Here is a 21,667-nt window from a genome sequence, read left to right as displayed (position 1 = left end):
TTGAGAAATCTACCTAAATCCACTAGGATATAGCTGATTTCCCCATTAACTGACGTAGTTAATCTTCTGGAGATACAGCATCATCACTAAGATGATTAACTGGCTTTTCTTCTGACCATTGTTCTTTATCTTCATGAGGTTGAGAAACTATGACTAACTCAGTTTCTTGCTCATGATTATTTCCCCATTCATCTAATACATCTTTAATTAATACTTCTTGCACCCAAATTTTGGCGACTACTGTTAAAGGCAAAGCTAAAAATAGTCCTAAAAAGCCGAAGAAAGTCACAAAAAATAATTGAGAAATTAAGGTGACTGCTGGTAGTAAAGACACTTGTTGTGCCATTACATAAGGCGTAATGAAATTACTTTCTGCCTGTTGAATAATAAAATATAAACCCAAAACTGCAACAGCTTTCCACGGATTATCTAAAAGCGCGATCGCCATTGCTGGAACTACGCTCATCGTCGGGCCGAGATTGGGAATTAAATTTAAAAATCCGGCTAAAACTCCTAAAGCTAATGCTGCTTTTACTCTTAAAATTGATAAGCCAACTACACTCATCAATCCTACTACGCCCATAGCGATGAGTGCGCCTGTCACCCATCCTTCTAAGGAGAGTTCGCATTTGTCTAAAATCCCTTCGACTCGGCGGCGATAAAATGAGGGAAACAGTCTGACAAATACCCTGCGGTAAGCCAAAGGGTCAACTAATAACATTCCTGTTAACACCAAGACTAACAGCACATTTAAAATCGCACCAAAGGAAACAGAAACAACAGCAAAAGAACTGCCTAGAACTCTATTTACAAAAGGCTGTGCTTGTTGAATTAAACTGTTGATATCTGGGATGAAGGGAACTAATTGTGGCGGGACAAGGGGTCTTAGTCCGTTCATCCAAGTATTAAAGCGGTTTACCCCTTGGGGTACACGATAGGTTACTTCCTGGAACTGCTGGGCAAAAGGCGGGACAATCAACCAGAAAAAACCAATCACAACAGCAAAGAATATCACCACCGAGAGAAACACCGATAGTCCTCGCTTGAGACCGGTTTGTTGTAACCGCCTAGCTAGCCGATTTAAGGTAGTTGCTAAAACCACGGCAGCAAACATCAGCAGCAACACTTCCCGGATTTGCCACAATATATATAAAGAAAGAACTATGGCGATTAAGCCTATCCATTGACCAAGGTTCACAGCTTGACTCCCAGCTTTTGGCGTGACGCAAATTCCTAGCAGTTCCAGTAGGTTAGCTGATTTTACCGCTATCGCCTAGAGCTTTTTAGTTAAGTTTGTTTTTGTGCTTGGAATCGCCAGGCGAGTGCGATCGCCATAATCAAAGTAGGTAACAAAACGGTAACTAAAGCAGTTGCATCCGTGGCAGGAAGGGGAAAATAGGGAGCCACGTACTTAATTAACGCCGATAGTAATGCTGAGGCTAAGAGCAACTTCACAATAAAACTTAACTGATTTTCCATAGAAGTACGGCAATTCACATTTTTCAGTAGGGTATCTACTCACTCAGAGTGCATGATCTAGTCTTTAGAATAGATCCATAACTACACAAACCTTTACAATTCACATTTTGTCTTAATTTGCTGAGTGCTGAGTAGTGAGTAAGGAGTAATGACTAATGACTATTGACTATTGACTAATGACTATTGACTAATTCCATTTGAGGTAATAAAGAATGCCTGTAGAAACTGATAATAATAAAAAAATCAAACCGCCGAGATTACGGCAATTCGGTGGTAGCTTTCTGATTTTGCTGACTTTATTGTTACTGCTAAATTTCATTGTTCCTAGCTTTTTCGGGCCGCGATTACCACAAGTCCCCTATAGTGATTTTATTGCTCAAGTCCAAGCAGGGAACGTAGATAAAGCCATTGTAGGCGGCGATCGCATTGAATATTCTCTCAAAACTCAAACTCCCGAAGGTCAAGCTACTGAACAGGTATTTCTCACCACACCAGTAGCCATTGACTTGGATTTACCGAAAATTCTGCGTGAGAATAACGTCGAGTTTGCTGCACCCCCACCAAATCAAAATGGTTGGATTGGGACTTTACTGAGTTGGGTAGCACCCCCGTTAATTTTCTTCGGTATTTGGGGCTTTTTAATTAATCGTCAAGGTGGCGGCCCGGCTGCATTGACTGTAGGTAAAAGCAAAGCCCGCATTTACTCTGAAGGTAGCACCGGCGTAAAATTCCCCGATGTGGCTGGGGTAGATGAAGCTAAAGCCGAATTAGAAGAAATTGTGGATTTCCTGAAGAATGCAGGTAAATACACCCAATTAGGCGCGAAAATCCCCAAAGGTGTGCTGTTAGTAGGGCCACCAGGAACTGGTAAAACATTACTGGCAAAAGCGATCGCTGGGGAAGCTGGTGTACCATTCTTTAGTATCTCTGGTTCTGAATTTATTGAGTTATTCGTCGGTGTCGGTGCGGCGCGGGTGCGCGACTTGTTTGAACAAGCCAAAAAACAAGCCCCCTGTATTGTCTTCATCGATGAATTAGACGCACTGGGTAAATCTCGCGGTGGTGCTGGCGGCTTTGTTGGTGGTAACGATGAACGGGAACAAACCCTCAACCAGTTATTGACTGAGATGGATGGCTTTGACGCTAATACAGGCGTGATTATCATCGCTGCTACCAACCGTCCCGAAGTCCTTGACCCTGCTTTACGTCGTCCTGGTCGCTTCGACCGTCAAGTTGTGGTAGACCGTCCTGATAAAATTGGACGGGAAGCAATTCTCAAAGTCCACGCCAGGAGCGTCAAACTAGCTGATGATGTAGAATTGGGCGCGATCGCCATTAGAACACCAGGCTTTGCTGGTGCAGATTTAGCCAACCTCGTCAATGAAGCTGCACTGTTAGCTGCTAGACAAAATCGCCCGGCTGTTGTTATGGCTGATTTTAATGAAGCGATTGAACGGGTAGTGGCTGGTTTAGAAAAACGCTCCCGTGTGTTAAATGAAACCGAAAAGAAAACCGTCGCCTATCACGAAGTTGGTCACGCCATCATTGGGGCTTTGATGCCTGGGGCTGGCAGAGTTGAAAAGATTTCTGTAGTTCCTCGTGGTGTTGGTGCATTGGGTTATACAATTCAAATGCCCGAAGAAGACCGCTTTTTAATGATTGAAGATGAAATTCGCGGTCGCATTGCTACCCTGTTGGGTGGACGTTCCGCCGAAGAAGTTGTCTTTGGTAAGGTTTCCACTGGCGCGAGTGATGACATTCAAAAAGCCACCGATTTAGCAGAACGCTATGTCACTTTATATGGGATGAGTGACCAATTAGGGCCAGTAGCGTTTGAGAAGATTCAACAACAATTCCTCGAAGGTTACAGTAATCCCCGACGTTCCATTAGTCCGAAAGTGGCTGAGGAAATTGACCGCGAAGTCAAGCAAATCGTTGATAATGCTCACCACATCGCCTTGAGTATTTTGCAACATAACCGTGAGTTGTTAGAAGAAACAGCCCAAGAACTATTGCAAAAAGAAATTCTCGAAGGTACAACACTGCGGGAACGTCTCAAGCAAGTGAAAACACCAGACGAACTCTCAGAATGGTTGCGGACAGGTAAGTTATCGCCAGATAAACCTTTGTTGCAAACATTGCTGGTGTAGGGGAAGAAAGGAAAAAGGCAAAAGGCAAAAGGTAAAAAACTATCTTTTACCTTTTACCCTTTTTATACCGCATTGAGATAAGTAGTATTGTTTCGAGATTCTGGAATAGTCTAAGAATCTAGGCTTTTAATCCAAAATCCAAAATCGCGATCGCTCTCCCCAGGGTATAGGTAAATTTATACTGGCTAAGTAAAATAGTTGGGGATCAATTTTATTCTGGATAATTTCAAATAGCTGACCTTGTTACAAAATATTAAAACAAACCTCTATCTTTGGAGATAAATTGCTGACAAAGATGAATTGTTTTGAAAGCTAAACCAAAATCAAATTTTTTTTGTTATCGTGATCCCAAAGGAAAGATTAAGCAATCAAGCAAGATAGAAAACACGATATTGCGTGTCTATTAGGCTGGGAATTGACAAATCAAAAAATTAGTCAAAAAACTCACTTACCATCAACAACCAGAGTAAAATCGGGGAGGTAATTTTTATGGTTACAGTATCTCATCAGGCTGTGGCTCAATTCTCTAAAGAGAAATCGCTTGTTCTCTGGTTTGATGAAGTGGGAATCGCAGATATTGCTTTAGTGGGTGGGAAGAATGCGTCTTTGGGGGAAATGATTCAACAGTTAACACCCAAAGGTGTGAATGTACCCACAGGCTTTGCAACTACTGCTTATGCTTATCGTTATTTCATTGAGTCGGCGGGTTTAGAAGAGAAATTACGAGCATTATTTGCAGATTTAGATGTAGAAGATGTCAAAAACTTACAAGCTAGAGGAAAACAGGCGCGATCGCTCCTGATGAATACACCTTTTCCGGTAGAATTACGACAGGCGATCGCTAATGCTTATAAAAGTTTGTGTGAACTATACAACCCCAATACAGACGTTGCCGTGCGTTCTAGTGCTACCGCCGAAGATTTACCGGATGCAAGTTTCGCCGGACAGCAGGAAACCTATTTAAATGTGGTTGGTGTCGAAGGTGTATTAACAGCTTGTCATCGTTGCTTTGCGTCTCTATTTACCGATAGGGCAATTTCCTATCGTCACACCAAAGGATTTGACCATTTTAGCGTTGCTTTGGCGGTGGGTGTGCAGAAAATGGTGCGTTCTGACTTAGCCACCTCTGGGGTGATGTTTACTATTGATACAGAAACAGGCTTTAAAGATGCAGCTTTAATTACTGCTGCTTACGGCTTAGGGGAAAACGTCGTTCAAGGAACAGTTAACCCCGATGAATATTATGTATTTAAACCCACATTAAAAGACGGCTTTCGCCCCATCATTGATAAGAAATTGGGTAGTAAAGAATTAAAAATGGTCTACGATGAAGGCGCAAATTTGACGAAAAATATTCCTGTATCCACCGGAGAAAAAAATAAATTTGCTTTGAGTGATGCAGAGATTTTACAACTAGCAGATTGGGCTTGTTTAATTGAAGAACATTATTCTCAAGTCCACGGAACTTACACACCGATGGATATTGAATGGGCTAAAGATGGGATTACTCATCAACTATTTATTGTACAGGCGCGTCCTGAAACAGTGCAGTCGCAGAAAAATGGCCATGTTTTGCGGAGTTATCGGTTAGGCTTGGGGACTGGGGACTGGGGACTGGGGACTGGGAAGCAAGATAGACAAACTAATAACTCACCACTCACCACTCACCACTCACCACTCAGCACTCCCCACTCCCCACTCACCACTGGTAGGGCAATAGGCGAAGCTATTAGTCAGGGAAAAGTTCGGGTAATTTTGGATGTGAAAGAAATTGATAGCTTCCAAGCTGGGGAGGTGTTAGTTACCCAGAGAACAGATCCCGACTGGGAACCGATTATGAAACGCGCCAGCGCAATTATTACCAATGCTGGGGGACGGACTTGTCATGCTGCGATTATCGCACGGGAATTAGGTGTGCCGGCGATCGTTGGTTGTGGTAACGCGACGGAGGTTTTAACTACAGGACAAGAAGTGACCGTTTCTTGTGCAGAAGGGGAAGAGGGTAAAGTGTACGCAGGTTTATTACCCTTTGAAGTGGAAGAGGTAGCTTTAGAAAATTTACCCCGTACTCGTACCCAGATTTTAATGAATGTGGGAAATCCCCAAGAGGCTTTGAGTTTATCTGCAATTCCTAATGATGGCGTAGGTTTGGCGCGGACTGAGTTTATTATTGCTAACCAAATCCAAATTCATCCTCTGGCGTTAATTTACTACGACAAATTAGAAGATGCCCAAGCTAAAGCCAAAATAGCTGCTATTACGGCTATGTATGCAGATAAACCGCAGTATTTTGTCGATAAATTAGCTCAAGGCATAGGCAGAATCGCCGCCGCGTTTTATCCTAAACCTGTGATTTTGCGGATGTCTGACTTTAAGAGTAATGAGTACGCCAATTTGGAAGGTGGGAGACAATTTGAACCGAAAGAAGAAAACCCGATGCTGGGGTGGCGGGGTGCAGCCAGATATTACGATGAAGGTTATAGAGAAGGTTTCGCGCTAGAGTGTCAAGCCATCAAACGGGTACGGGAAGACATGGGTTTAACCAATGTTATTCCGATGATTCCCTTCTGTCGCACCCCCGAAGAGGGACGGTTAGTTTTAGCAGAGATGGCGAAAAATGGACTTAAACAAGGTGTGAATAACTTGCAAGTTTATGTCATGTGCGAGTTACCCAGTAATGTGATTATGGCGGAACAGTTTGCTGAGGTATTTGACGGTTTTTCCATAGGTTCTAATGATTTAACTCAGTTGACACTGGGATTAGATAGAGATTCAGCTTTAGTGGCGCGACTGTTTGATGAACGCAGTCCAGCCGTAAAGCAAATGGTAAAAATGGCCATAGAAGCAGCGAAAAAACACAACCGCAAAATCGGGATTTGTGGACAAGCACCCAGCGACTACCCAGAATTTACTCAGTTTTTGGTAGAACAGGGAATTGATTCAATTAGTCTCAATCCTGATTCGGTTTTGAAGACTATGTTAGAAGTGGCAAAGGTAGAGAAGAGTTGATGATCTCGGTTAACCCGCCCCTACAAACATCTACATAAATTGCAAAATATACATAACAGCAGCCTTGCATACTGCTTGGCTAGGGTGTTGACTTTGATGGAATTTGGGTTTTTTGAATTCATGCCATTTTTGTGTCAGCACAACATCTCTCTGGTATCGTTGCGTTCGCGAAGCGTCTCGTAGAGAGCAAAGCGAACGCAATGACTTAATATATTGTATGAATTTTGACCCCCGAAAAAGACACAGAGTCAACAGCCTACTGCTTGGCTAGCCTTGCTCTATCCTTAGTCCAATATTCGTTTCCATGTGGGAGCAATTAACTGTCCAGCCAATCCTCCATTTTGACCAGATGCAAAAACCTGGGTCGCTAGGAGTATTCTTCCTTGTCTTTTCGCCTCAGAGATTATAAAATCGTACTTAATTATGCCTGTAGAGAAAGGAATTGTGGCCACGCCTGTACCATTTGATTGCACTGAGTAAGTTCCATTCGACACAGGTGCAACATCGTTAATAGTTCTAGGACAATTAGGGATAGGAGTGCTACACGGTAAGTTCGCTATGAGATCCACACTAAGCCCACCCTTTCCATCAAAGTTTATCGGCCCTAAACTAGCAACATCACCACTGTTGTTGACATACGCATAACTCCCCTGAAGACTGGCGTTTGTGAAAGTGCCATTGCTGTAGCTCATAGCAGACTGAGCAGTGAAAACACCCAGTATGACCAAAATTACCGCCAGCACCTTGAAAATATTTTTCATGTGAGTAGATTTATGTTGTGATCAACGTAGATGCTACCACCATGATCTGAGTCAGACTGGAAAATTCCGTATTTCTTCCAGTGAAATTACTGATGACACAATTTGGCACTTGAATGATTAAATCACAGTTATTGCCAGTTTATGGTTTACAGACTAGGTAGCCAAAAGCTGAAAAGTAAAGCTCAGAAAGGCTTTCAGTGATTGGGTTTTCCCAGTTTAACACAAGAGGGTTATACAAATTGCCAGCAATCTACCAACGCAGATTCATCACACAAGTATTTCTTACTCATTACTGAGTCCTACAAATTGAGCAAAAACCTCTGCTCCCGTCAGATTTTCAGTTTCATTAGCAATAAGAAAGAGCTGTGCTAACAGAGTTTATTTCTTACTCAAATATAATTTCTCATGAATAATTTCTTTCGCTATTGCCATCTCTCTTCGATAATCTTTATCTTGAGTAGAGGCGGCAATAGTGGATAGCAAAGACAAGATCAAACAGAAACATATTGTAATTAAAGCAGTAATTGGTTGATTAACACAAGTCAGCAACCAAATAGAAACACTAATACCAAATAACGGTGTAATTATAGCTACACCCTTAAACAACCTCAATAGACTTTGTGTATACTTAAGTCTTTCTATAACATTAATTGAACCGTTCTCGAAAATAAAAAAACGTATTTTGTCCCATTCTACTTGTCCATTGTCTAGCCAGAACTGTCCATCCCCTAAGAAAAATTTCACAATCCTTAAATTTGTCAGGAAATTCAGTAATTTATTTCGCCTTGTTGATTTGATGAAGTTGATTATTACTAAATAGGTGGGGAACATTAGGCTATTTAATAATGCACCAAATAAGTACGAAAGCAGAGTTAATATTATAACTATTACCGATGAGAATTCTTTGAAACTTGATAAGAAAATCCAATTATCAATTTTCAAAACCGTAAGAATAAGAAATATAAGTGTACTAATTGCTAGTGAACCAACTACTAAAAACTCAACAATAATTGCTGTTGTACTCACTACCTTTCCTCAATCATTGTCATGAAGGTATTTTGCGTACTTTATCATTTCATCTACTTGTTAATTTGCTCATACACAACCTTTTGTAAGTAAACTGTGATTTGTATCTTCTTATTAACACTACACTGGCGACGTAAATAAAATAGCTACTTCTCTACTGATTAAGTTTTTTAGTAGTAGTTGACTAAATTTCCCTTGTCAAATACCAAAACCCCAGTGCTGTTGTTTTTATGTTGTTGCGTCAATTGTAGGCTGTTTACTTTTTCTCTTACTATTCCTACTATTAATAATCACTCTCACTACTATAGGATTCCTATTTGATTTTTGCGAAGCTTATCAAAAAATTTAACTAGCATCGGCTATGTAGAATTTGAAAATGATTGCTACATCAAAATTTGATGCTTTGTACCATAAAATTCAAGTATATAGGAATCATATTTGATTTCTGAAAAAAGCTCAGTACACCTCTGTTACTTCTTTTCCTGTTCCCTGTCCCCTGTTCCCTATCTACGCAAATCATTTCAATAATCAAGTCTGATTCCTATATCTACTAAATATATGAAGCGAAAATTTCACTCATTTTTCTGGCATTGCGCCCTAGTAGTCTTTCTAGCTTTGACTTTTAGTGGATGGGGTGTGGAATCAGCAGTTGCACTGCTGCGGCAACATCATGATTCCCCTGGTGTTTTGCGCTACCACTCCCAAGTATCTATCAAAGATAAACAAGGTTACGCTTGGCAGGTGCTACTGTTCAAACAAAATTACAACCATCCAGTTCGAGATTTAAGGTTACGCTTGGTAGGGTTTCCTGGTGTAGTTGAAATTGCCCATCCTCAACCATTGTTGATTGAAGCAACATCAGGAAAATTACTCAGTGCATCCGATGCTTATGCTTTAACTGCACCAGCCCCCAATGTAGGGGAATATGAATTAACTGATGTTTTACCCAAACTGCCAACCACCGATGCCCTTAAACTGTATGTACCAGTTAAAGGCGAAAAGCCATTGGTTCTCAATATTCCTCAATCCGTAGTCACCGAGTGGCAATGGTTAGTGACTGAGATTGATTAATCAAAAAATAGTCTCCCCAATAGGGTTTATACCAATTCTCCAAAATTAGGCAACAGATGCAAAGCCTGAAGCTCAGATGGTATCTGACTTTCTGAATTGCGAATTGCGAATTGCGAATTGCGAATTGCGAATTGCGAATTGGTATTAGTGGAATTGCACTCAACATAAGAATGGGCAATGTGGTGAGGGGTGATGGTCAAAGATCCGCTTTAGGAGCGATCTCGCTTAGAGTAGCCGCACAAGGATTTTCAGCGTTAAGAAATACGAAGCCAACGGTAAGGCGGCTCAATACCTATAGGCTCAACTCTATAGGTAGAGTTATCTAAAAAAATATTTGAGTTTCAGGAATTTAATTATTTTGTTTTGGAGCATTATCTAGCAAGTAACCTACTAATAACTGATGCAAATAGTTGGTGTAGTTATGGTTATTTCTCTATTTCCAGGGGGGTATATATAAGTCTTAATTCTGGCTGCATTGCTCACCCTTGGACTAACTTCACACCATAACTGTAGCCTCAAGGTTACTGTCGCTGTACTTGCCAACAACTCATTAAATGGATAAGCAGATGATCAACAGGTTAGTTTAAAAAGCAAATAATTTCAAGCAATTTCAGTGTACACCAATGTCAAAAGGTAGTAAAATTCATGACTTCTGATATCAAATCGCTATCTGAGTTTATTCAAGTAAACGCATCGACTATTTCCATTACTGATGCTTCTCCAGAGCTAATTAAAGAAACACAAGAAATCTTAAAGATAGAAGTAGATGGTATTGTCGGCCCCATCACCAAACAAGCTTTTACCGACTTCAAAGAAGATAATGAACTAGAGTTCCCTTTGCTACTAGGAGTTACTACAGCTAAGGAGTTACTAGAGTTAAAGGGTAAAGAAGAAACGGCCAGCACAACTGATGAAAATAATGGCTCACAACCCAAAGTCAATCCAGATGCAGGAACACGCACTGGAAACTCCATGAAACTTCCTAATGGTGATGTTGTTTATGCTAACCAATACATTGTTGAAGGTATCCCTCTGACTTGGGGTGAAGCTACCAAGGGCTGTACACGGATTCCTACTATTTCTGAATATGTACAGAATGCAGTTAGGCTAGCTCAAGTTTGGGGAGAAGTCAGACAGAAGTTTGACTCACCTATTATCATTACTTCTGGTTATCGTTCTCCTGCTGTCAGCAGAGCAGTTGGCGGTGTTCGTAACAGCCAACATCACTACTTCCGTGCGCTTGATATGCAGCCGATGAACGGGGATGTCAGAAAGCTTTGGGAAGTGTTAAAAGATTCTCGTTTTGTGGGATTGGGAGATGCAGTTTTTATGGGACGTAATAAGGGATTTTTTCACGGTGATATCCGACCCGGTACAAGAGTAATATTTTCTTACTAACGCATTATTTCTGTGATTAACAGAGATATTTCTAAGATTGACACAAGCTAATTCTAGCTTAGATTCTTCCCAAGAAAAATTACCTTAATGACTCCGTATCTGCTAGTAAAACATTGTTTTGAATAAACAGGAATTGAATCATGAAAATATGTATTGATCCAGGTCACGGTGGAACAGACCCCGGTGCGATCGGTAAAGATCCATTTGTCTTAAATGAAAAAGATGTTACTTTGTCCATTTCCTTATTATTGAAAACAGAACTCGAAGACAAAGGACATACAGTGGTTCTCACAAGAGATAAAGATGTGGCTGTATCTTTATCCAATAGAGCAAAAATCGCCAATCAGAATAATGTGGATATTTTTATCAGTATCCACTGTAATTCCTCCGAGAACAAAGATGCAGAAGGTATTGAAACATGGATATTCCCCAACTCAACTGTCGGTAAAAAGCTGGCAGAACCCGTACAGAATAGTTTAGTTACGGCTTTTCCGAATCACAAAAAACGGGGTATTAGAGAAGACAATTTTCAGGTATTAAGAGAAACAAATATGCCAGCTATTCTAGTTGAATGTGAGTTCATTAGTAATCCCACTCAACTAAAATTCTTGTCAGATAAAGACAATCAAGAAAAAATTGCCAAAGCTATTACATCTGCTATCTAACTAAGATGGCACAAACTTTTCTCTGTTTAATTACATATCCTCAAAAATAGGTTGCCTGATTCTTGCATGGTTATTCAGGCTTTGAGCCGAGATGGCGATACGCATATCGTTGGCGAATTCCCTAAACAGCTAGATTAGTTTTCTTGTTTCGGTGTATTACATGGAGATGCTCGTTATAGCTCTCCATGTAATACACCGAAAATTCGCCATTTTTATGTTAAGCAATTAACTTATTTTAATTTTGCTCCGAAAGACCAATGTTCTACGTGATCTTTAAAGACATACCACGATTCCTTACCGTTAATTGGTTTCTCGAACTGCACATACCAGTGTTGTTTTTTGTTCATTCCTGTCTCTGAGTTTTCTTCCTTACTCTCATCAAAATCCTCAACTTTTTTGACAGAAAATAGATCACCTTGTTTAGCATTAAACCTATCTTCTTCTGTTAAACTACTGCCTAAGACGCTCCATTTTTGCTTGAATGTAGTATTTTGATTGACTTTTAAAATGCTTAACACAGATGTATCTCCTTTTTTTCAAGTTGTTGCCAATTTAAATGTTTGAAATACCTAGATAGATATGTATTCCATTTTCAACTTATCCCACATCTTGCTCCTTGTAAAATATAAGTAGCTGTCATGCGCTAAATACATCAGAACACATGGAAAAGGAATAATTGGGGGTGCTTGGAGTTCCATAGAGGTTAAGTGAAGCCAACTGAGGCGATCAGCTTCGCTTATGTATTCGGCGATCGCAATAACTGACACCCGCCATGTGTATAAAAGTCATGTCGCAAATCATTGCGATCGCTAACCAAAAAGGCAGAACCGGAAAATCAACAACAGCAGTTCATCTTGCCTACTATTTGGCTATGAAAAGGGGTCATATAGCAATCCTACCCCAAACCTGAGAAAATACGTAGATAAAAATCCTTGTTTTATAAGCGTTTGAGGCTTTTTGAACTCTCACATATCATTTAGGATCGCCACACCTAAAGTCACAGTTTAGGTTGTGGTTGAAGCAAGCATTCCTCCACCTTGAGGTTTTGATAAAGCTTGTAGTTCTTCCCTACTGTAATGACGGGGTAACTCAATTGGTTTGTTATCTGCTCCTAATGCCAAGCTACTTGTTGGTTGGAGTTCTTCAATAAATTCTTGGGTATAGCCTGCTAGTTGATTACCAGCAAAACCACCAGCAATAGCTCCAGCAACGCCACCGATCGCACCACCTACCTTACCACCAATTGAGCGACCCAGTGCAGATCCAACAATTCCACCTCCAGCTGCTCCCAATCCTATTGCAATCAGATGAGGATTCAAGGATTTTTTAGGAGAAATTTGGGTTTGCACTTCTAAATCATAGGTTTGTTCGTTCATGATTTGTCTAGTCTGAAAACTATTGAATTGTTGAGTGTTTACACAAATTCAGGATGAAACTATTTCTGCTCAAGGTACACCAGAAGCCACAGGGCAAAGCGTTCTAGTCCAACCAATAGAGCTGTGATGCCCACAGCCAAAGCAAACAATACTAGGTTGCTTTCATTACCAGCCTTGAGGGCAAAGCTTAAAGATGTGGAAACAGCCGGAGGGTGCATGACATCTAATACAATCATCAACACAATTGTCATGATCATGGCAGTTCCTCCAGACAGATAACCCGAACCCATGACCATAAAAATTACAAAACCGATGGTAGCGGCCATGATTTGGGAAATCACTAAAGTTTTCACCGTATTTGTCTCGTGCTGGGGATCGAGATAAATCAGAAAAGCACTGGAAGCAAGGGATGCAAACAACAAACGCTGGCTGGTTAGTACCTCCACTAAAGAAAACACAGTCAATATGACTATTGTGGGAGCAGTAGCTAATACTAACTCGTCCTTCCAACTCAGTCGGTGGCGGGGCGATCGCTTGTTTCTTCTCAATGGTGTTGGGGTAGAGTGAGGGCGTTTCATACTTTTCTAGCGCAATCGTTCAGCTATGTGATCCCCCACGCGCAAAGCATTCGCCATAATTGTGAGTGTGGGATTAGCACCGGAATTGGAAGGAAAGAAACTACTATCTACAACATAGAGATTATCAACATCATGGGTACGGCAATTGAGGTCAAGGACTGAGGTTTGAGGAGCTGTACCAAATCGGCAACTCCCGCATTGATGGGCAACAGCTTGTTCAGGCAAATGAGTGCGGGGGTAAATACTAAATGGTAAGAAGTGTTTTGCAGAACGGGGAATTGACTTGAGTACAGATGTCCAACGGTGAATGAGGCGATCGCCTGCCTCGGTATTATTCGGTGTATAGTCAACATGAATCTTCTCACCCACTACCCGAATTCGATTATTCGGATCTGGTAAATCTTCTGTCTGCAACCACCAACCCACGGATCTTTCTGCTAACAAATGCCTTTCATAATGAGGAATCAATTTTACCAATGGAGCCATGAGTGGGGGAGCTTCGGCGGGAATCATATCAGCCAGCACATTACCTGTATTCTGTACCATGCCCATCGGGTAAGGAAAATCTGGCTCTCCCCAATAAAAATCATTAACAGCAATGGTTTTTTGAAACTTGGCGTGATTTAACTCAAAATGTAAGGAAACTATCGCAGTTTCCAACTGTCTCATAAAATTCCGCCCCACCTGATCGGAACTGTTTGCTAAACCTTGAGGATGTTTATCGTTAGCAGAACGTAGCAGCAAAGCAGCTGAATTGACAGAACCACAAGCAACCACCACAATATCACCTGTAAACCAGTGGGTTTCTCCGGCAATTTCCGTTTCTACTCGCGTCACCTCTCGTCCTGACTCATTAGTGTGTAACCGCAAGACTTTGGCATTGGTTTTGAGGGTGAAATTGCTATACATTGCCCAGGTAGGACGAATAGCATTAACATCAGCATCGGCTTTGGCGTGGACTAGACAAGGGTATCCATCAAAAGTGTCGCAACGAATGCAAGGACTATTCAGGCGATCGCTTTCATTCAACTTTAATCCTAATGGTAGATGAAATGGGTAATATCCCAGTTCACGAATACCATCAACCAGAGACTGCATATCCGGCTCATGACTCACTGGCGGATAAGGATAAGGTTCACTCCGAGGTGGTTCTGTGGGGTCTTCTCCTGCTTGACCATGCACATCATACAGCTTTTCTGCTTGGGTATAGTAAGGCTCAAAATCTTGATACTTTAAAGGCCATTCCGGCGAAATTCCTCCCTTGTGAATTACCTTTTCAAAATCACGCTCTCGTAATCTGACTAAGGCTGCACCATAAAGTTTAGTATTACCACCCACCCAATAACCTGTCTGGGGTTGAAAAGCTTTGCCCTCCTTGTCATACCATTCTTCATCAGTATGGTAGCGATGTTTTTGATAAACTTCTTTGGGATTCCAATTAGCTTTTTCTCTCGGTAAAAAGTCGCCTCGTTCCAGCACCAAAATCTTTTTACCCGTGGGTGCAAGGCGATGAACCAGCGTGCCTCCACCTGCGCCTGTGCCAATAATAATAATGTCGAAATGTTCTATAATGCTCGTCATTTTTTGATTTTTGATTTTTGCGTAGCAGTATTCAATTTTGCTATTTGTTTGTGGCTATCGCTGAATCAAATCGACTGTAGGGATGATTCATAAATTGCACCTACAATATATATTTTTAGTGAAAAATTAGATTATTGTATTTTCATTCATAACGGTATCAGACTCTTTAATTTACCTTGCTAAATCTAAATTCTGCAACTAATCAACGGTATATTTCTCAGATGAGATAATCAGTCTTTGGATATAGGCGACGCATAAAAACAATTGTTTTAACTAAGATTTATAGATGTGAATTGGCTGTATTTTTTCAAGATACAAATATAAATTTATTTTGAATTTTGCATTGATTGATTGTCAGTAACCAAATTAAATAACAGGAGATTTTCATGGCTGAAGCTGTTGAGATTTATGACGATCGCCTGCGTGCAATTGTACCAACTGATGCCTCACTGGAAAAACTAGCCAACGGTGCAGTCCACAGCGAAGGCCCTGTTTACATCCCCGAAGATGATAGTGTAATTTGGAGTGATGCACACGGAAACCGACTTCTGCGGTGGAGTCCTGGTGATCATGTATCCGTTCTCCGTGACCCATCTGATTACCAAAGCGGTAATTACCGTGACTTGGAAGGTTGTATAGTTGGGTGTTCCTCTGGTTTACGCGCCATCATTCGCCGCGAACACAATGGCGAATGGAAGGTTTTATGCGATCGCTACAATGGCAAACGCCTCAACAGTCCTAATGATTTGGTAGTCAAAAGTGACGGTACAATTTGGTTTACTGACCCGCCTTATGGAATCACCGAGCCAAATCAAGGTTATGGCGGCGAACAAGAACAACCGGGAAGCTATGTATATCGCTTTGACCCCGTAACAGATGAGATTTATCCTGTAGTCACAGACATGGTGCGCCCTAATGGACTGGCTTTTAGTCCTGACGAAAGCTTTTTGTATGTTTCCGATACAGCTGCGTTTAATATTCCAGACGGGGTGCATCATATTCGTGTGTACGATGTTGTCAATGGTCGAGAGACTAAAAATGGTCGTGTTTTTGCCATCATCGAGCCAGGATTACCTGATGGATTGCGGGTTGATGAAGTAGGTAATATTTTTACCAGTTCTGAAGATAGTGTGCAAATATATACACCGGACGGCACGCTGTTAGGCAAAATTCTCGTACCAGAAACCTGCGCTAATCTGACCTTTGGTGGTCAAGAACGCGAACGCCTCTTCATCACCGCAGGTCAATCTTTATATGCTATCAACCTGAAAACCCGTGGTGTGCAGCTATGATTTATCAATTTGTGCTAGGTGTAGCGATCGCTGTTTTGGTACTACCCCAGCTCTTCACTTTGAGATTAGCTTTAGTTAACTATCCATTCTTGGGCTTTCATCTGGTGAGTTCCCTTGTTTATGCGTACCCTGGAGGAATCGCCGGATTAGCACTTTTACTGCTGAGAATTAGTGTTGGTGGGTTGTTTTTAATTCACGGCTACCCTAAAGTATTGCATCTGCGTCGCTGGGCTGACTCTATTAATACACCTATGTTTCTTTGCTTTATCTCTGCATGGGCGATGTTGGGCGGGGGATTGTGCTTAATTTTGGGATTTCTAACACTGTTAGCAACTTTGCCAATTTTGGCTTCGATGTTGTTTGCTATCTTGTTGCACCTGATTCAAGGTAAGCCTTTTGTCGCCACAGATCCTTACTTAATTCCCGAAGACCAGTATAAAGGCCCACTCGGCAAAGCTGAACCACCAAGCTGGGAAAAAGCCTTTATGTATTGTGTCATGCTAATTGCGATCGCAGTTTTAGGGCCTGGTGCTTATTCTCTAGATGCGGCAATTTTTAGATGATAAATGATTGATTTATGTAGGAGGTACTTCCGTTTCAGACTTCAGGGCGAACTCATCGATGAGTGTCACAATAATAGCGGCTGCTGGAACTGCAAGTAATACACCAATCAATCCGAATAATTTACCCATCACCAAAAACGTCACGATTACCATCACAGGATGTATATTAACTTGCTGCCCCATGACTAATGGTTGCACAATATGAGCATCTATCTGATTCAGAACTAAAAATAGTATGAGAACAAATACTAACTTTATCGGTGAAATACTTAGTGCTACTAAGGCTGGTAAAAAAGTCCCAACAATGGAACCAAAATAAGGAATAATTTCAAATAAGCCAGCAATAATGCCGAAGGCAAAAGCTGACGGAATCTGCAAAATCCACAGTCCAAAGGCAGCTCCTGTACCCAGAAATATCATCGCAATTCCTGTGCCGAAAATCCAACCACGTAGCCTAGTTTGACAAGCTTTGAGAACTCTTCTAAACCTTTGATGGTGTCGGCGAGGAATTAAACGTGAAATACCATTTACCAAAGATTTGGGGTCGTAAGCCATATACAATGCTAGGATGACTGTCGCCACTAATTCCAGCGTAAAATTGAAGGCTTGACCGAGAAAAATTGGTACTCCGCCTAGTAATTGGTTGATAAAGTTCCGTAATTGGATTAGTGATTGGGAGATATCAGGAATAAAGGTAAATTTATGGCGTAGTTGCTCAACATCTCCTGTCAATGTATTAAGATAAGCTGGCAGTGTGGTTAATAAATTTTGAACCTCAGATATAGCATTAGGTATGACTATAGTAGTCAGCAATAAACCAAAGCCAATTATCAATCCAATTAATACGATGACAGCAACATCATGTGATTTAACTAGCTTTTGCAAAAATCGCAATAGGGTTCGTAAAACTAAAGCAATTAATGCCGCAATAGCTATTAGCTCTAATACTGATAAAAGTTTATATATGATGTAGAACACCACAGCCAGAATTACTGCCAAAGGTGCGCCACGAGTTAAGCGAGAGCATTCATTGTCTCCATCTCTAAAATTTGCCATTTTTAATAATCGCTCATATTTTATATGAAGATAAATTTAGTTGCAGCTATTTAATAGAAATTACCCAAAATTATCTAGTAATCTTTGGATGAGTCAATCTCACTCAGCAACTAGCAAAATTGCGTGTCCGTCAGGGTCTTTAATGAGATAACCCTGCTTATAAGGAAATAAGTTATCTGCAAACCGCACAATCTTTGATGATACAAACTCAACGCCGTTCTGCTGTAACTTATCAACTAACGACTCAAGATTATTCACAACGAACTGAATCTGGACGTTTGCAACATCGCAACTTTTCCAGTCACTCGGTATAGGACGACCTTTACCCGGCAAAATATAATCTAGCAGTTCAATTCCTACACCACCTTGGATTGGTCGCAGTGCGGTAATTTGGACTTCAGCTCCTGGTAAATTATCCATACGCGCTTGAGTTGCACGCCAGTTGAGACTGTGGCTATCAAGTTGCATTCCTAAAAGGTCACGGTAAAAGTGTAGACTTTGTTCAGTATTGGAAATTGCGATCGCACTATGGTCAATTCCCAAAAATAAGCGGTTCGTATTTTGATGCCATTTATCTTGTCCCTTATCAGGCGGAAACCAAATTAACTCTAAATCATGTCCGTCGGGGTCTTTGAACTTGAAAGCGCGGACACCACTAGAGGCTTGATTACCGACTGGTATGGTTTGCGGTGCAGATGATATGGGTTGAATCGGAAATGAATTGAGATGAGTATACGCACTATCCATATCACTTACCACAATAGCTAAATGTTGAAACCATAAATCATTACTGCGGGAATCGTTGGGAATGGGTCGAGAGTCAATGTTGATATATTCCATCAACTCAATGATTTCATCACCCAAACGTAAAGTTACAATGCGAATTTCTACATCAATTACACCTTCTAATTCGCTGTAATCTTTATCTGCAACAATCATGTCAGCAACAAGTTCAAAACCAAGTGCTTGTGTGTAAAAATTCAAAGAGACACCACAGTTTCTTACTGTTAAGCCAATAGCTCTAATTTTTTGTACTTGTATATGGGTTTGATTCACCATATTTAACTGCCTTTAGGTTTATATATGCCTTCTTGAGAAATAGGCTAAAAGTTATAGAAATCATCAAAGACATAAAAACACACAAATTTTACAATTATTACTTGCAACTAAACAAATACAGAGCAAAGTCTCTAAAATACATCTTTCTCAAGATTGAGATTAAAATCGGAATTCACCGATTTTACAAATATTAATGAAAATGTCATATCTTTTTCATGTCTATGACAAGTAATTGAAACATCAACCCATTAAGTCAATTAATAAGATGTTTTATAGTCAGCAAATAATTATGAATTTGATGTTTCTTTTGATAGATTGAGTAGAGACAAGAAAATTATTAAAGTAGAAACAGGTTGTAATTGTGAACATTTAAGAGTTACTTTTATTCACAATTAAGTTCAGAAATTGAATTAGATTTCTATATAAATGTTGATTTTTAATTAGTAATTTTTGAATTAATTCATGCCTACGAAAGTTATTATTAACCCTGGTCTAATTACCATCAATGATGGTTCATCATTTTTAGTGACAGCTAGTGATGGTTCTATCAATAGCAATTTACCTCAAGGTTTTTTTGTCCGTGACACACGCCTAATTTCTTACTATGAAATTTCCTTGAATCTTCATCCACTCGTCCTATTAGCCTCTAGCAATATTAGCCATCACAGTGCGCTTTACCAATTTACTAATCCCCAATTTCCTACTATCAAACGAAATTTACCTCCTGGTTGTTTACTGATTAGCATTCGCCGCGACATTGTAGAGGGAATGCACGAAGATATTGATATTACTAACTATCACCATGAACCTGTTGAGTTCCAATTAATGCTGGCTTTGCGATCGGATTTTGCTGATATCTTTGATGTGAAATCCAAGCAAATTCTGACACGAGGAGTCACAAACACGACATGGCAAGACAGCGTTTTAAAGACAGATTATCGTAACGGTGATTTTGTGCGGGGTGTGATGACTGAGGCTGTGTGTTCTAGTTCTCAGGTGCATTACGCTAACGGACGTTTAATGTTTGATGTAGTCATTGCCTCTGGTAAGTCATGGCATACTTGTATTAATTTTACAGCCATAGCCAATGGCGACATCCTCAAACCCCAAACCACCTGCTCTGTAGATCACAATACTAAAGCGGGAAAAATCAGAGATGAGTTTCTGACTCATGCAACAAAGCTCAAATCTTCCAACACTGAGATTCAAGAATTTTATCAGCAAGCACTGATTGATTTAGCTGCAATGCGGATACAGTTAGAAGATAATGGCCAACAATTTTGGATGCCTGCGGCTGGTATTCCTTGGTTTATGGCTGTTTTTGGTCGTGATTCGATTATTACCAGCTTGCAATCAATTGCTGTTTATCACGAATTTGCTAGTGGTACACTGCTAAAACTAGCTCAGTTGCAAGCCAAAGATTTAGATGATTGGCACGATGCTCAACCAGGCAAGATGTTGCATGAGCTACGCCACGATGAATTAACTAAAATACATCAACTTCCATATAATCCTTACTACGGCACAGTAGATAGTACCATCTTATGGATTGTAACTTTAGCAGAAGCCTACTCTTGGAATGCTGACTTGAGTATGCTGAACGAGTGTCGCACCTCATTAGAAAAAGCCCTCAATTGGATTGATAAATACGGCGATTTTGATGGGGATGGATTTGTAGAGTATTTAACTCATTCTACTCACGGTTTACGCAACCAAGCCTGGAAAGATTCAGGTGATGCGATAGTTTATCCCAATGGCAAATTAGTTGAGCCACCAATTGCTTTGTGTGAAGTCCAAGGTTATGTTTACGAAGCTTGGCAAAAAGCCGCCGTCATTTATGAGGTGTGGGGAGAACAAGAACAAGCAAAAAAATTCCGCCAAAAAGCAGAGGCACTTTATCAACGATTTAATGAACAATTTTGGATGGAATCAGAAGGCTTTTACTGTCTGGGGTTGGATAATCACAAACAACAAATTCAATCAATTGCTTCCAATGCTGGACAATTATTATTTTCTGGTATCGTACCCCAAGAACGAGCAAAAAAGCTAGTTGAGCGACTTTTTCAAGCAGATTTGTGGTGTGGTTGGGGCGTGCGAACCCTTTCATCGAAAAATCGAGGGTATAACCCAATTAGTTATCAACGTGGTAGTGTGTGGCCTCACGATAACTCGATGATTGCGGCTGGATTAAAGCGGTACGGCTATCACCAAGAAGTTAATCGCATTGCGGAAGGAATTTTTGCGGCTGCTAGTTATTTTCAATCAGGAAGAATGCCGGAGTTATTTGCCGGAATTGAACGCCAAGACAATAACTTTCCAGTTCCTTATCCAGATGCGAATATACCCCAAGCTTGGGCGGCTGGCTCAATTTTATTTCTGATTCGCAGCATTTTAGGACTCGAAGCCAATGCACCACAGCACAAGTTAAAAGTACAGCCTCATCTACCAGAATATTTGTCTGATTTAGAACTGAAAAATCTGGCTGTAGGAGATGTAAAAGTTTCACTACATTTTTGGCGTGAAGGAGAACAAACGCAATGGGAAGTTACTCATACTGATGGTGAATTATATGTTTATCAACAATAGAGACTTTTGACTTTTTT

Annotated in this window: 19 protein-coding genes; 9 read left to right on the top strand and 10 right to left on the bottom strand. The window is 40.6% G+C overall.

Translation table 11 applies throughout. The annotated features are described in order from the left end of the window. Positions 1–58 precede the first annotated feature (58 nt). Both ACQFX9_RS17145 and ACQFX9_RS17140 read right to left on the bottom strand, forming a co-directional pair. Positions 59–1,198 carry an AI-2E family transporter gene (locus tag ACQFX9_RS17145; protein WP_427157163.1) on the bottom strand — a complete coding sequence of 380 codons (1,140 nt, stop codon included), beginning with the start codon at positions 1,196–1,198 and terminating at the stop codon, positions 59–61. An 89-nt stretch (positions 1,199–1,287) separates the two neighbouring features. After that, on the bottom strand, positions 1,288–1,479 hold the full coding sequence (locus ACQFX9_RS17140; RefSeq protein WP_427157161.1) for a hypothetical protein: 192 nt from the start codon (positions 1,477–1,479) through the stop codon (positions 1,288–1,290). 212 nt (positions 1,480–1,691) lie between these two features. Here ACQFX9_RS17140 and ftsH point away from each other — a divergent pair, with 212 nt between their 5' ends. After that, positions 1,692–3,629, top strand: coding sequence for an ATP-dependent zinc metalloprotease FtsH (ftsH, locus tag ACQFX9_RS17135; protein ID WP_427157160.1), 1,938 nt, complete (start codon positions 1,692–1,694; stop codon positions 3,627–3,629). A 489-nt stretch (positions 3,630–4,118) separates the two neighbouring features. Beyond that, a complete protein-coding gene (ppsA, locus tag ACQFX9_RS17130; protein ID WP_427157159.1) occupies positions 4,119–6,638 on the top strand; it encodes a phosphoenolpyruvate synthase in 2,520 nt (839 codons plus the stop codon). Between the two features lie 284 nt (positions 6,639–6,922). Here the strand turns inward: ppsA and ACQFX9_RS17125 are convergent, their stop codons facing one another. Both ACQFX9_RS17125 and ACQFX9_RS17120 read right to left on the bottom strand, forming a co-directional pair. Next, positions 6,923–7,330: a hypothetical protein gene (locus ACQFX9_RS17125; protein ID WP_427157157.1), complete on the bottom strand. Its 408-nt coding sequence runs from the start codon at positions 7,328–7,330 to the stop codon at positions 6,923–6,925. Positions 7,331–7,777: 447 nt separating this feature from the next. After that, entirely contained in the window at positions 7,778–8,425 is a 648-nt protein-coding gene (locus tag ACQFX9_RS17120) for a hypothetical protein (protein WP_427157156.1), read from the bottom strand. A 558-nt stretch (positions 8,426–8,983) separates the two neighbouring features. Here ACQFX9_RS17120 and ACQFX9_RS17115 point away from each other — a divergent pair. The 3 genes from ACQFX9_RS17115 to ACQFX9_RS17105 all read left to right on the top strand — a co-directional run bounded on the left by ACQFX9_RS17115 (position 8,984) and on the right by ACQFX9_RS17105 (position 11,559). After that, entirely contained in the window at positions 8,984–9,496 is a 513-nt protein-coding gene (locus ACQFX9_RS17115; RefSeq protein ID WP_427157155.1) for a DUF3122 domain-containing protein, read from the top strand. Between the two features lie 645 nt (positions 9,497–10,141). Beyond that, on the top strand, positions 10,142–10,894 hold the full coding sequence (locus tag ACQFX9_RS17110; protein ID WP_427157153.1) for a D-Ala-D-Ala carboxypeptidase family metallohydrolase: 753 nt from the start codon (positions 10,142–10,144) through the stop codon (positions 10,892–10,894). A gap of 140 nt (positions 10,895–11,034) precedes the next feature. Next, entirely contained in the window at positions 11,035–11,559 is a 525-nt protein-coding gene (locus tag ACQFX9_RS17105; protein ID WP_427157151.1) for an N-acetylmuramoyl-L-alanine amidase family protein, read from the top strand. 230 nt (positions 11,560–11,789) lie between these two features. Here the strand turns inward: ACQFX9_RS17105 and ACQFX9_RS17100 are convergent, their stop codons facing one another. Then, positions 11,790–12,077, bottom strand: coding sequence for a hypothetical protein (locus tag ACQFX9_RS17100; protein WP_427157149.1), 288 nt, complete (start codon positions 12,075–12,077; stop codon positions 11,790–11,792). Positions 12,078–12,346: 269 nt separating this feature from the next. Between ACQFX9_RS17100 and ACQFX9_RS17095 the strand changes: the two genes are divergently transcribed. Further along, complete coding sequence (locus ACQFX9_RS17095; RefSeq protein WP_427157148.1) at positions 12,347–12,469, top strand: ParA family protein; 123 nt, start codon at positions 12,347–12,349, stop codon at positions 12,467–12,469. A gap of 94 nt (positions 12,470–12,563) precedes the next feature. Here the strand turns inward: ACQFX9_RS17095 and ACQFX9_RS17090 are convergent, their stop codons facing one another. Genes ACQFX9_RS17090 through ACQFX9_RS17080 form a run of 3 tightly spaced genes read right to left on the bottom strand, consistent with a single transcriptional unit; the run spans position 12,564 to position 15,094 of the window. Next, a complete protein-coding gene (locus tag ACQFX9_RS17090) occupies positions 12,564–12,935 on the bottom strand; it encodes a hypothetical protein (RefSeq protein WP_427157146.1) in 372 nt (123 codons plus the stop codon). A 59-nt stretch (positions 12,936–12,994) separates the two neighbouring features. After that, positions 12,995–13,513 (bottom strand): HPP family protein, encoded by a 519-nt coding sequence (locus ACQFX9_RS17085; protein WP_427157144.1) that lies wholly within the window; start codon positions 13,511–13,513, stop codon positions 12,995–12,997. A 6-nt stretch (positions 13,514–13,519) separates the two neighbouring features. Further along, positions 13,520–15,094, bottom strand: a complete 1,575-nt coding sequence (locus tag ACQFX9_RS17080) for a GMC oxidoreductase (protein WP_427157143.1) — start codon at positions 15,092–15,094, stop codon at positions 13,520–13,522. A gap of 386 nt (positions 15,095–15,480) precedes the next feature. Between ACQFX9_RS17080 and ACQFX9_RS17075 the strand changes: the two genes are divergently transcribed. Both ACQFX9_RS17075 and ACQFX9_RS17070 read left to right on the top strand, forming a co-directional pair. Continuing rightward, positions 15,481–16,386 (top strand): SMP-30/gluconolactonase/LRE family protein, encoded by a 906-nt coding sequence (locus ACQFX9_RS17075; RefSeq protein WP_427157141.1) that lies wholly within the window; start codon positions 15,481–15,483, stop codon positions 16,384–16,386. Then, positions 16,383–16,949: a DoxX family protein gene (locus ACQFX9_RS17070; RefSeq protein ID WP_427157139.1), complete on the top strand. Its 567-nt coding sequence runs from the start codon at positions 16,383–16,385 to the stop codon at positions 16,947–16,949. The genes ACQFX9_RS17075 and ACQFX9_RS17070 overlap by 4 nt, the downstream gene beginning before the upstream one ends. Positions 16,950–16,961: 12 nt before the next feature. Here the strand turns inward: ACQFX9_RS17070 and ACQFX9_RS17065 are convergent, their stop codons facing one another. Further along, on the bottom strand, positions 16,962–18,005 hold the full coding sequence (locus ACQFX9_RS17065) for an AI-2E family transporter (protein ID WP_427157138.1): 1,044 nt from the start codon (positions 18,003–18,005) through the stop codon (positions 16,962–16,964). Between the two features lie 99 nt (positions 18,006–18,104). Continuing rightward, the gene (locus ACQFX9_RS17060) at positions 18,105–19,064 is read right to left on the bottom strand and encodes a VOC family protein (RefSeq protein WP_427157136.1); all 960 of its coding nucleotides are present in this window, start codon (positions 19,062–19,064) and stop codon (positions 18,105–18,107) included. Positions 19,065–19,526: 462 nt separating this feature from the next. Here ACQFX9_RS17060 and ACQFX9_RS17055 point away from each other — a divergent pair, with 462 nt between their 5' ends. Then, on the top strand, positions 19,527–21,650 hold the full coding sequence (locus tag ACQFX9_RS17055) for a glycogen debranching N-terminal domain-containing protein (RefSeq protein ID WP_427157134.1): 2,124 nt from the start codon (positions 19,527–19,529) through the stop codon (positions 21,648–21,650). Positions 21,651–21,667 lie beyond the last annotated feature (17 nt).

Origin of the sequence: Aliinostoc sp. HNIBRCY26, assembly GCF_050235535.1 — a bacterium.
Taxonomy (GTDB): Bacteria; Cyanobacteriota; Cyanobacteriia; order Cyanobacteriales; family Nostocaceae; genus Trichormus.
The sequence above is the reverse complement of the archived record's forward strand: the minus strand, read 5'-3'. Positions and strand labels throughout refer to the sequence as shown.

Excerpts from the sequence above, each read along its gene's own strand:
- ACQFX9_RS17140 (WP_427157161.1), bottom strand. The coding sequence starts at position 1,479 with ATGGAAAATCAGTTAAGTTTTATTGTGAAGTTGCTCTTAGCCTCAGCA.
- ftsH (WP_427157160.1), top strand. The coding sequence starts at position 1,692 with ATGCCTGTAGAAACTGATAATAATAAAAAAATCAAACCGCCGAGATTA.
- ppsA (WP_427157159.1), top strand. The coding sequence starts at position 4,119 with ATGGTTACAGTATCTCATCAGGCTGTGGCTCAATTCTCTAAAGAGAAA.
- ACQFX9_RS17125 (WP_427157157.1), bottom strand. The coding sequence starts at position 7,330 with ATGAGCTACAGCAATGGCACTTTCACAAACGCCAGTCTTCAGGGGAGT.
- ACQFX9_RS17115 (WP_427157155.1), top strand. The coding sequence starts at position 8,984 with ATGAAGCGAAAATTTCACTCATTTTTCTGGCATTGCGCCCTAGTAGTC.
- ACQFX9_RS17110 (WP_427157153.1), top strand. The coding sequence starts at position 10,142 with ATGACTTCTGATATCAAATCGCTATCTGAGTTTATTCAAGTAAACGCA.
- ACQFX9_RS17105 (WP_427157151.1), top strand. The coding sequence starts at position 11,035 with ATGAAAATATGTATTGATCCAGGTCACGGTGGAACAGACCCCGGTGCG.
- ACQFX9_RS17095 (WP_427157148.1), top strand. The coding sequence starts at position 12,347 with ATGTCGCAAATCATTGCGATCGCTAACCAAAAAGGCAGAACCGGAAAA.
- ACQFX9_RS17090 (WP_427157146.1), bottom strand. The coding sequence starts at position 12,935 with ATGAACGAACAAACCTATGATTTAGAAGTGCAAACCCAAATTTCTCCT.
- ACQFX9_RS17085 (WP_427157144.1), bottom strand. The coding sequence starts at position 13,513 with ATGAAACGCCCTCACTCTACCCCAACACCATTGAGAAGAAACAAGCGA.
- ACQFX9_RS17080 (WP_427157143.1), bottom strand. The coding sequence starts at position 15,094 with ATGACGAGCATTATAGAACATTTCGACATTATTATTATTGGCACAGGC.
- ACQFX9_RS17075 (WP_427157141.1), top strand. The coding sequence starts at position 15,481 with ATGGCTGAAGCTGTTGAGATTTATGACGATCGCCTGCGTGCAATTGTA.
- ACQFX9_RS17070 (WP_427157139.1), top strand. The coding sequence starts at position 16,383 with ATGATTTATCAATTTGTGCTAGGTGTAGCGATCGCTGTTTTGGTACTA.
- ACQFX9_RS17065 (WP_427157138.1), bottom strand. The coding sequence starts at position 18,005 with ATGGCAAATTTTAGAGATGGAGACAATGAATGCTCTCGCTTAACTCGT.
- ACQFX9_RS17060 (WP_427157136.1), bottom strand. The coding sequence starts at position 19,064 with ATGGTGAATCAAACCCATATACAAGTACAAAAAATTAGAGCTATTGGC.
- ACQFX9_RS17055 (WP_427157134.1), top strand. The coding sequence starts at position 19,527 with ATGCCTACGAAAGTTATTATTAACCCTGGTCTAATTACCATCAATGAT.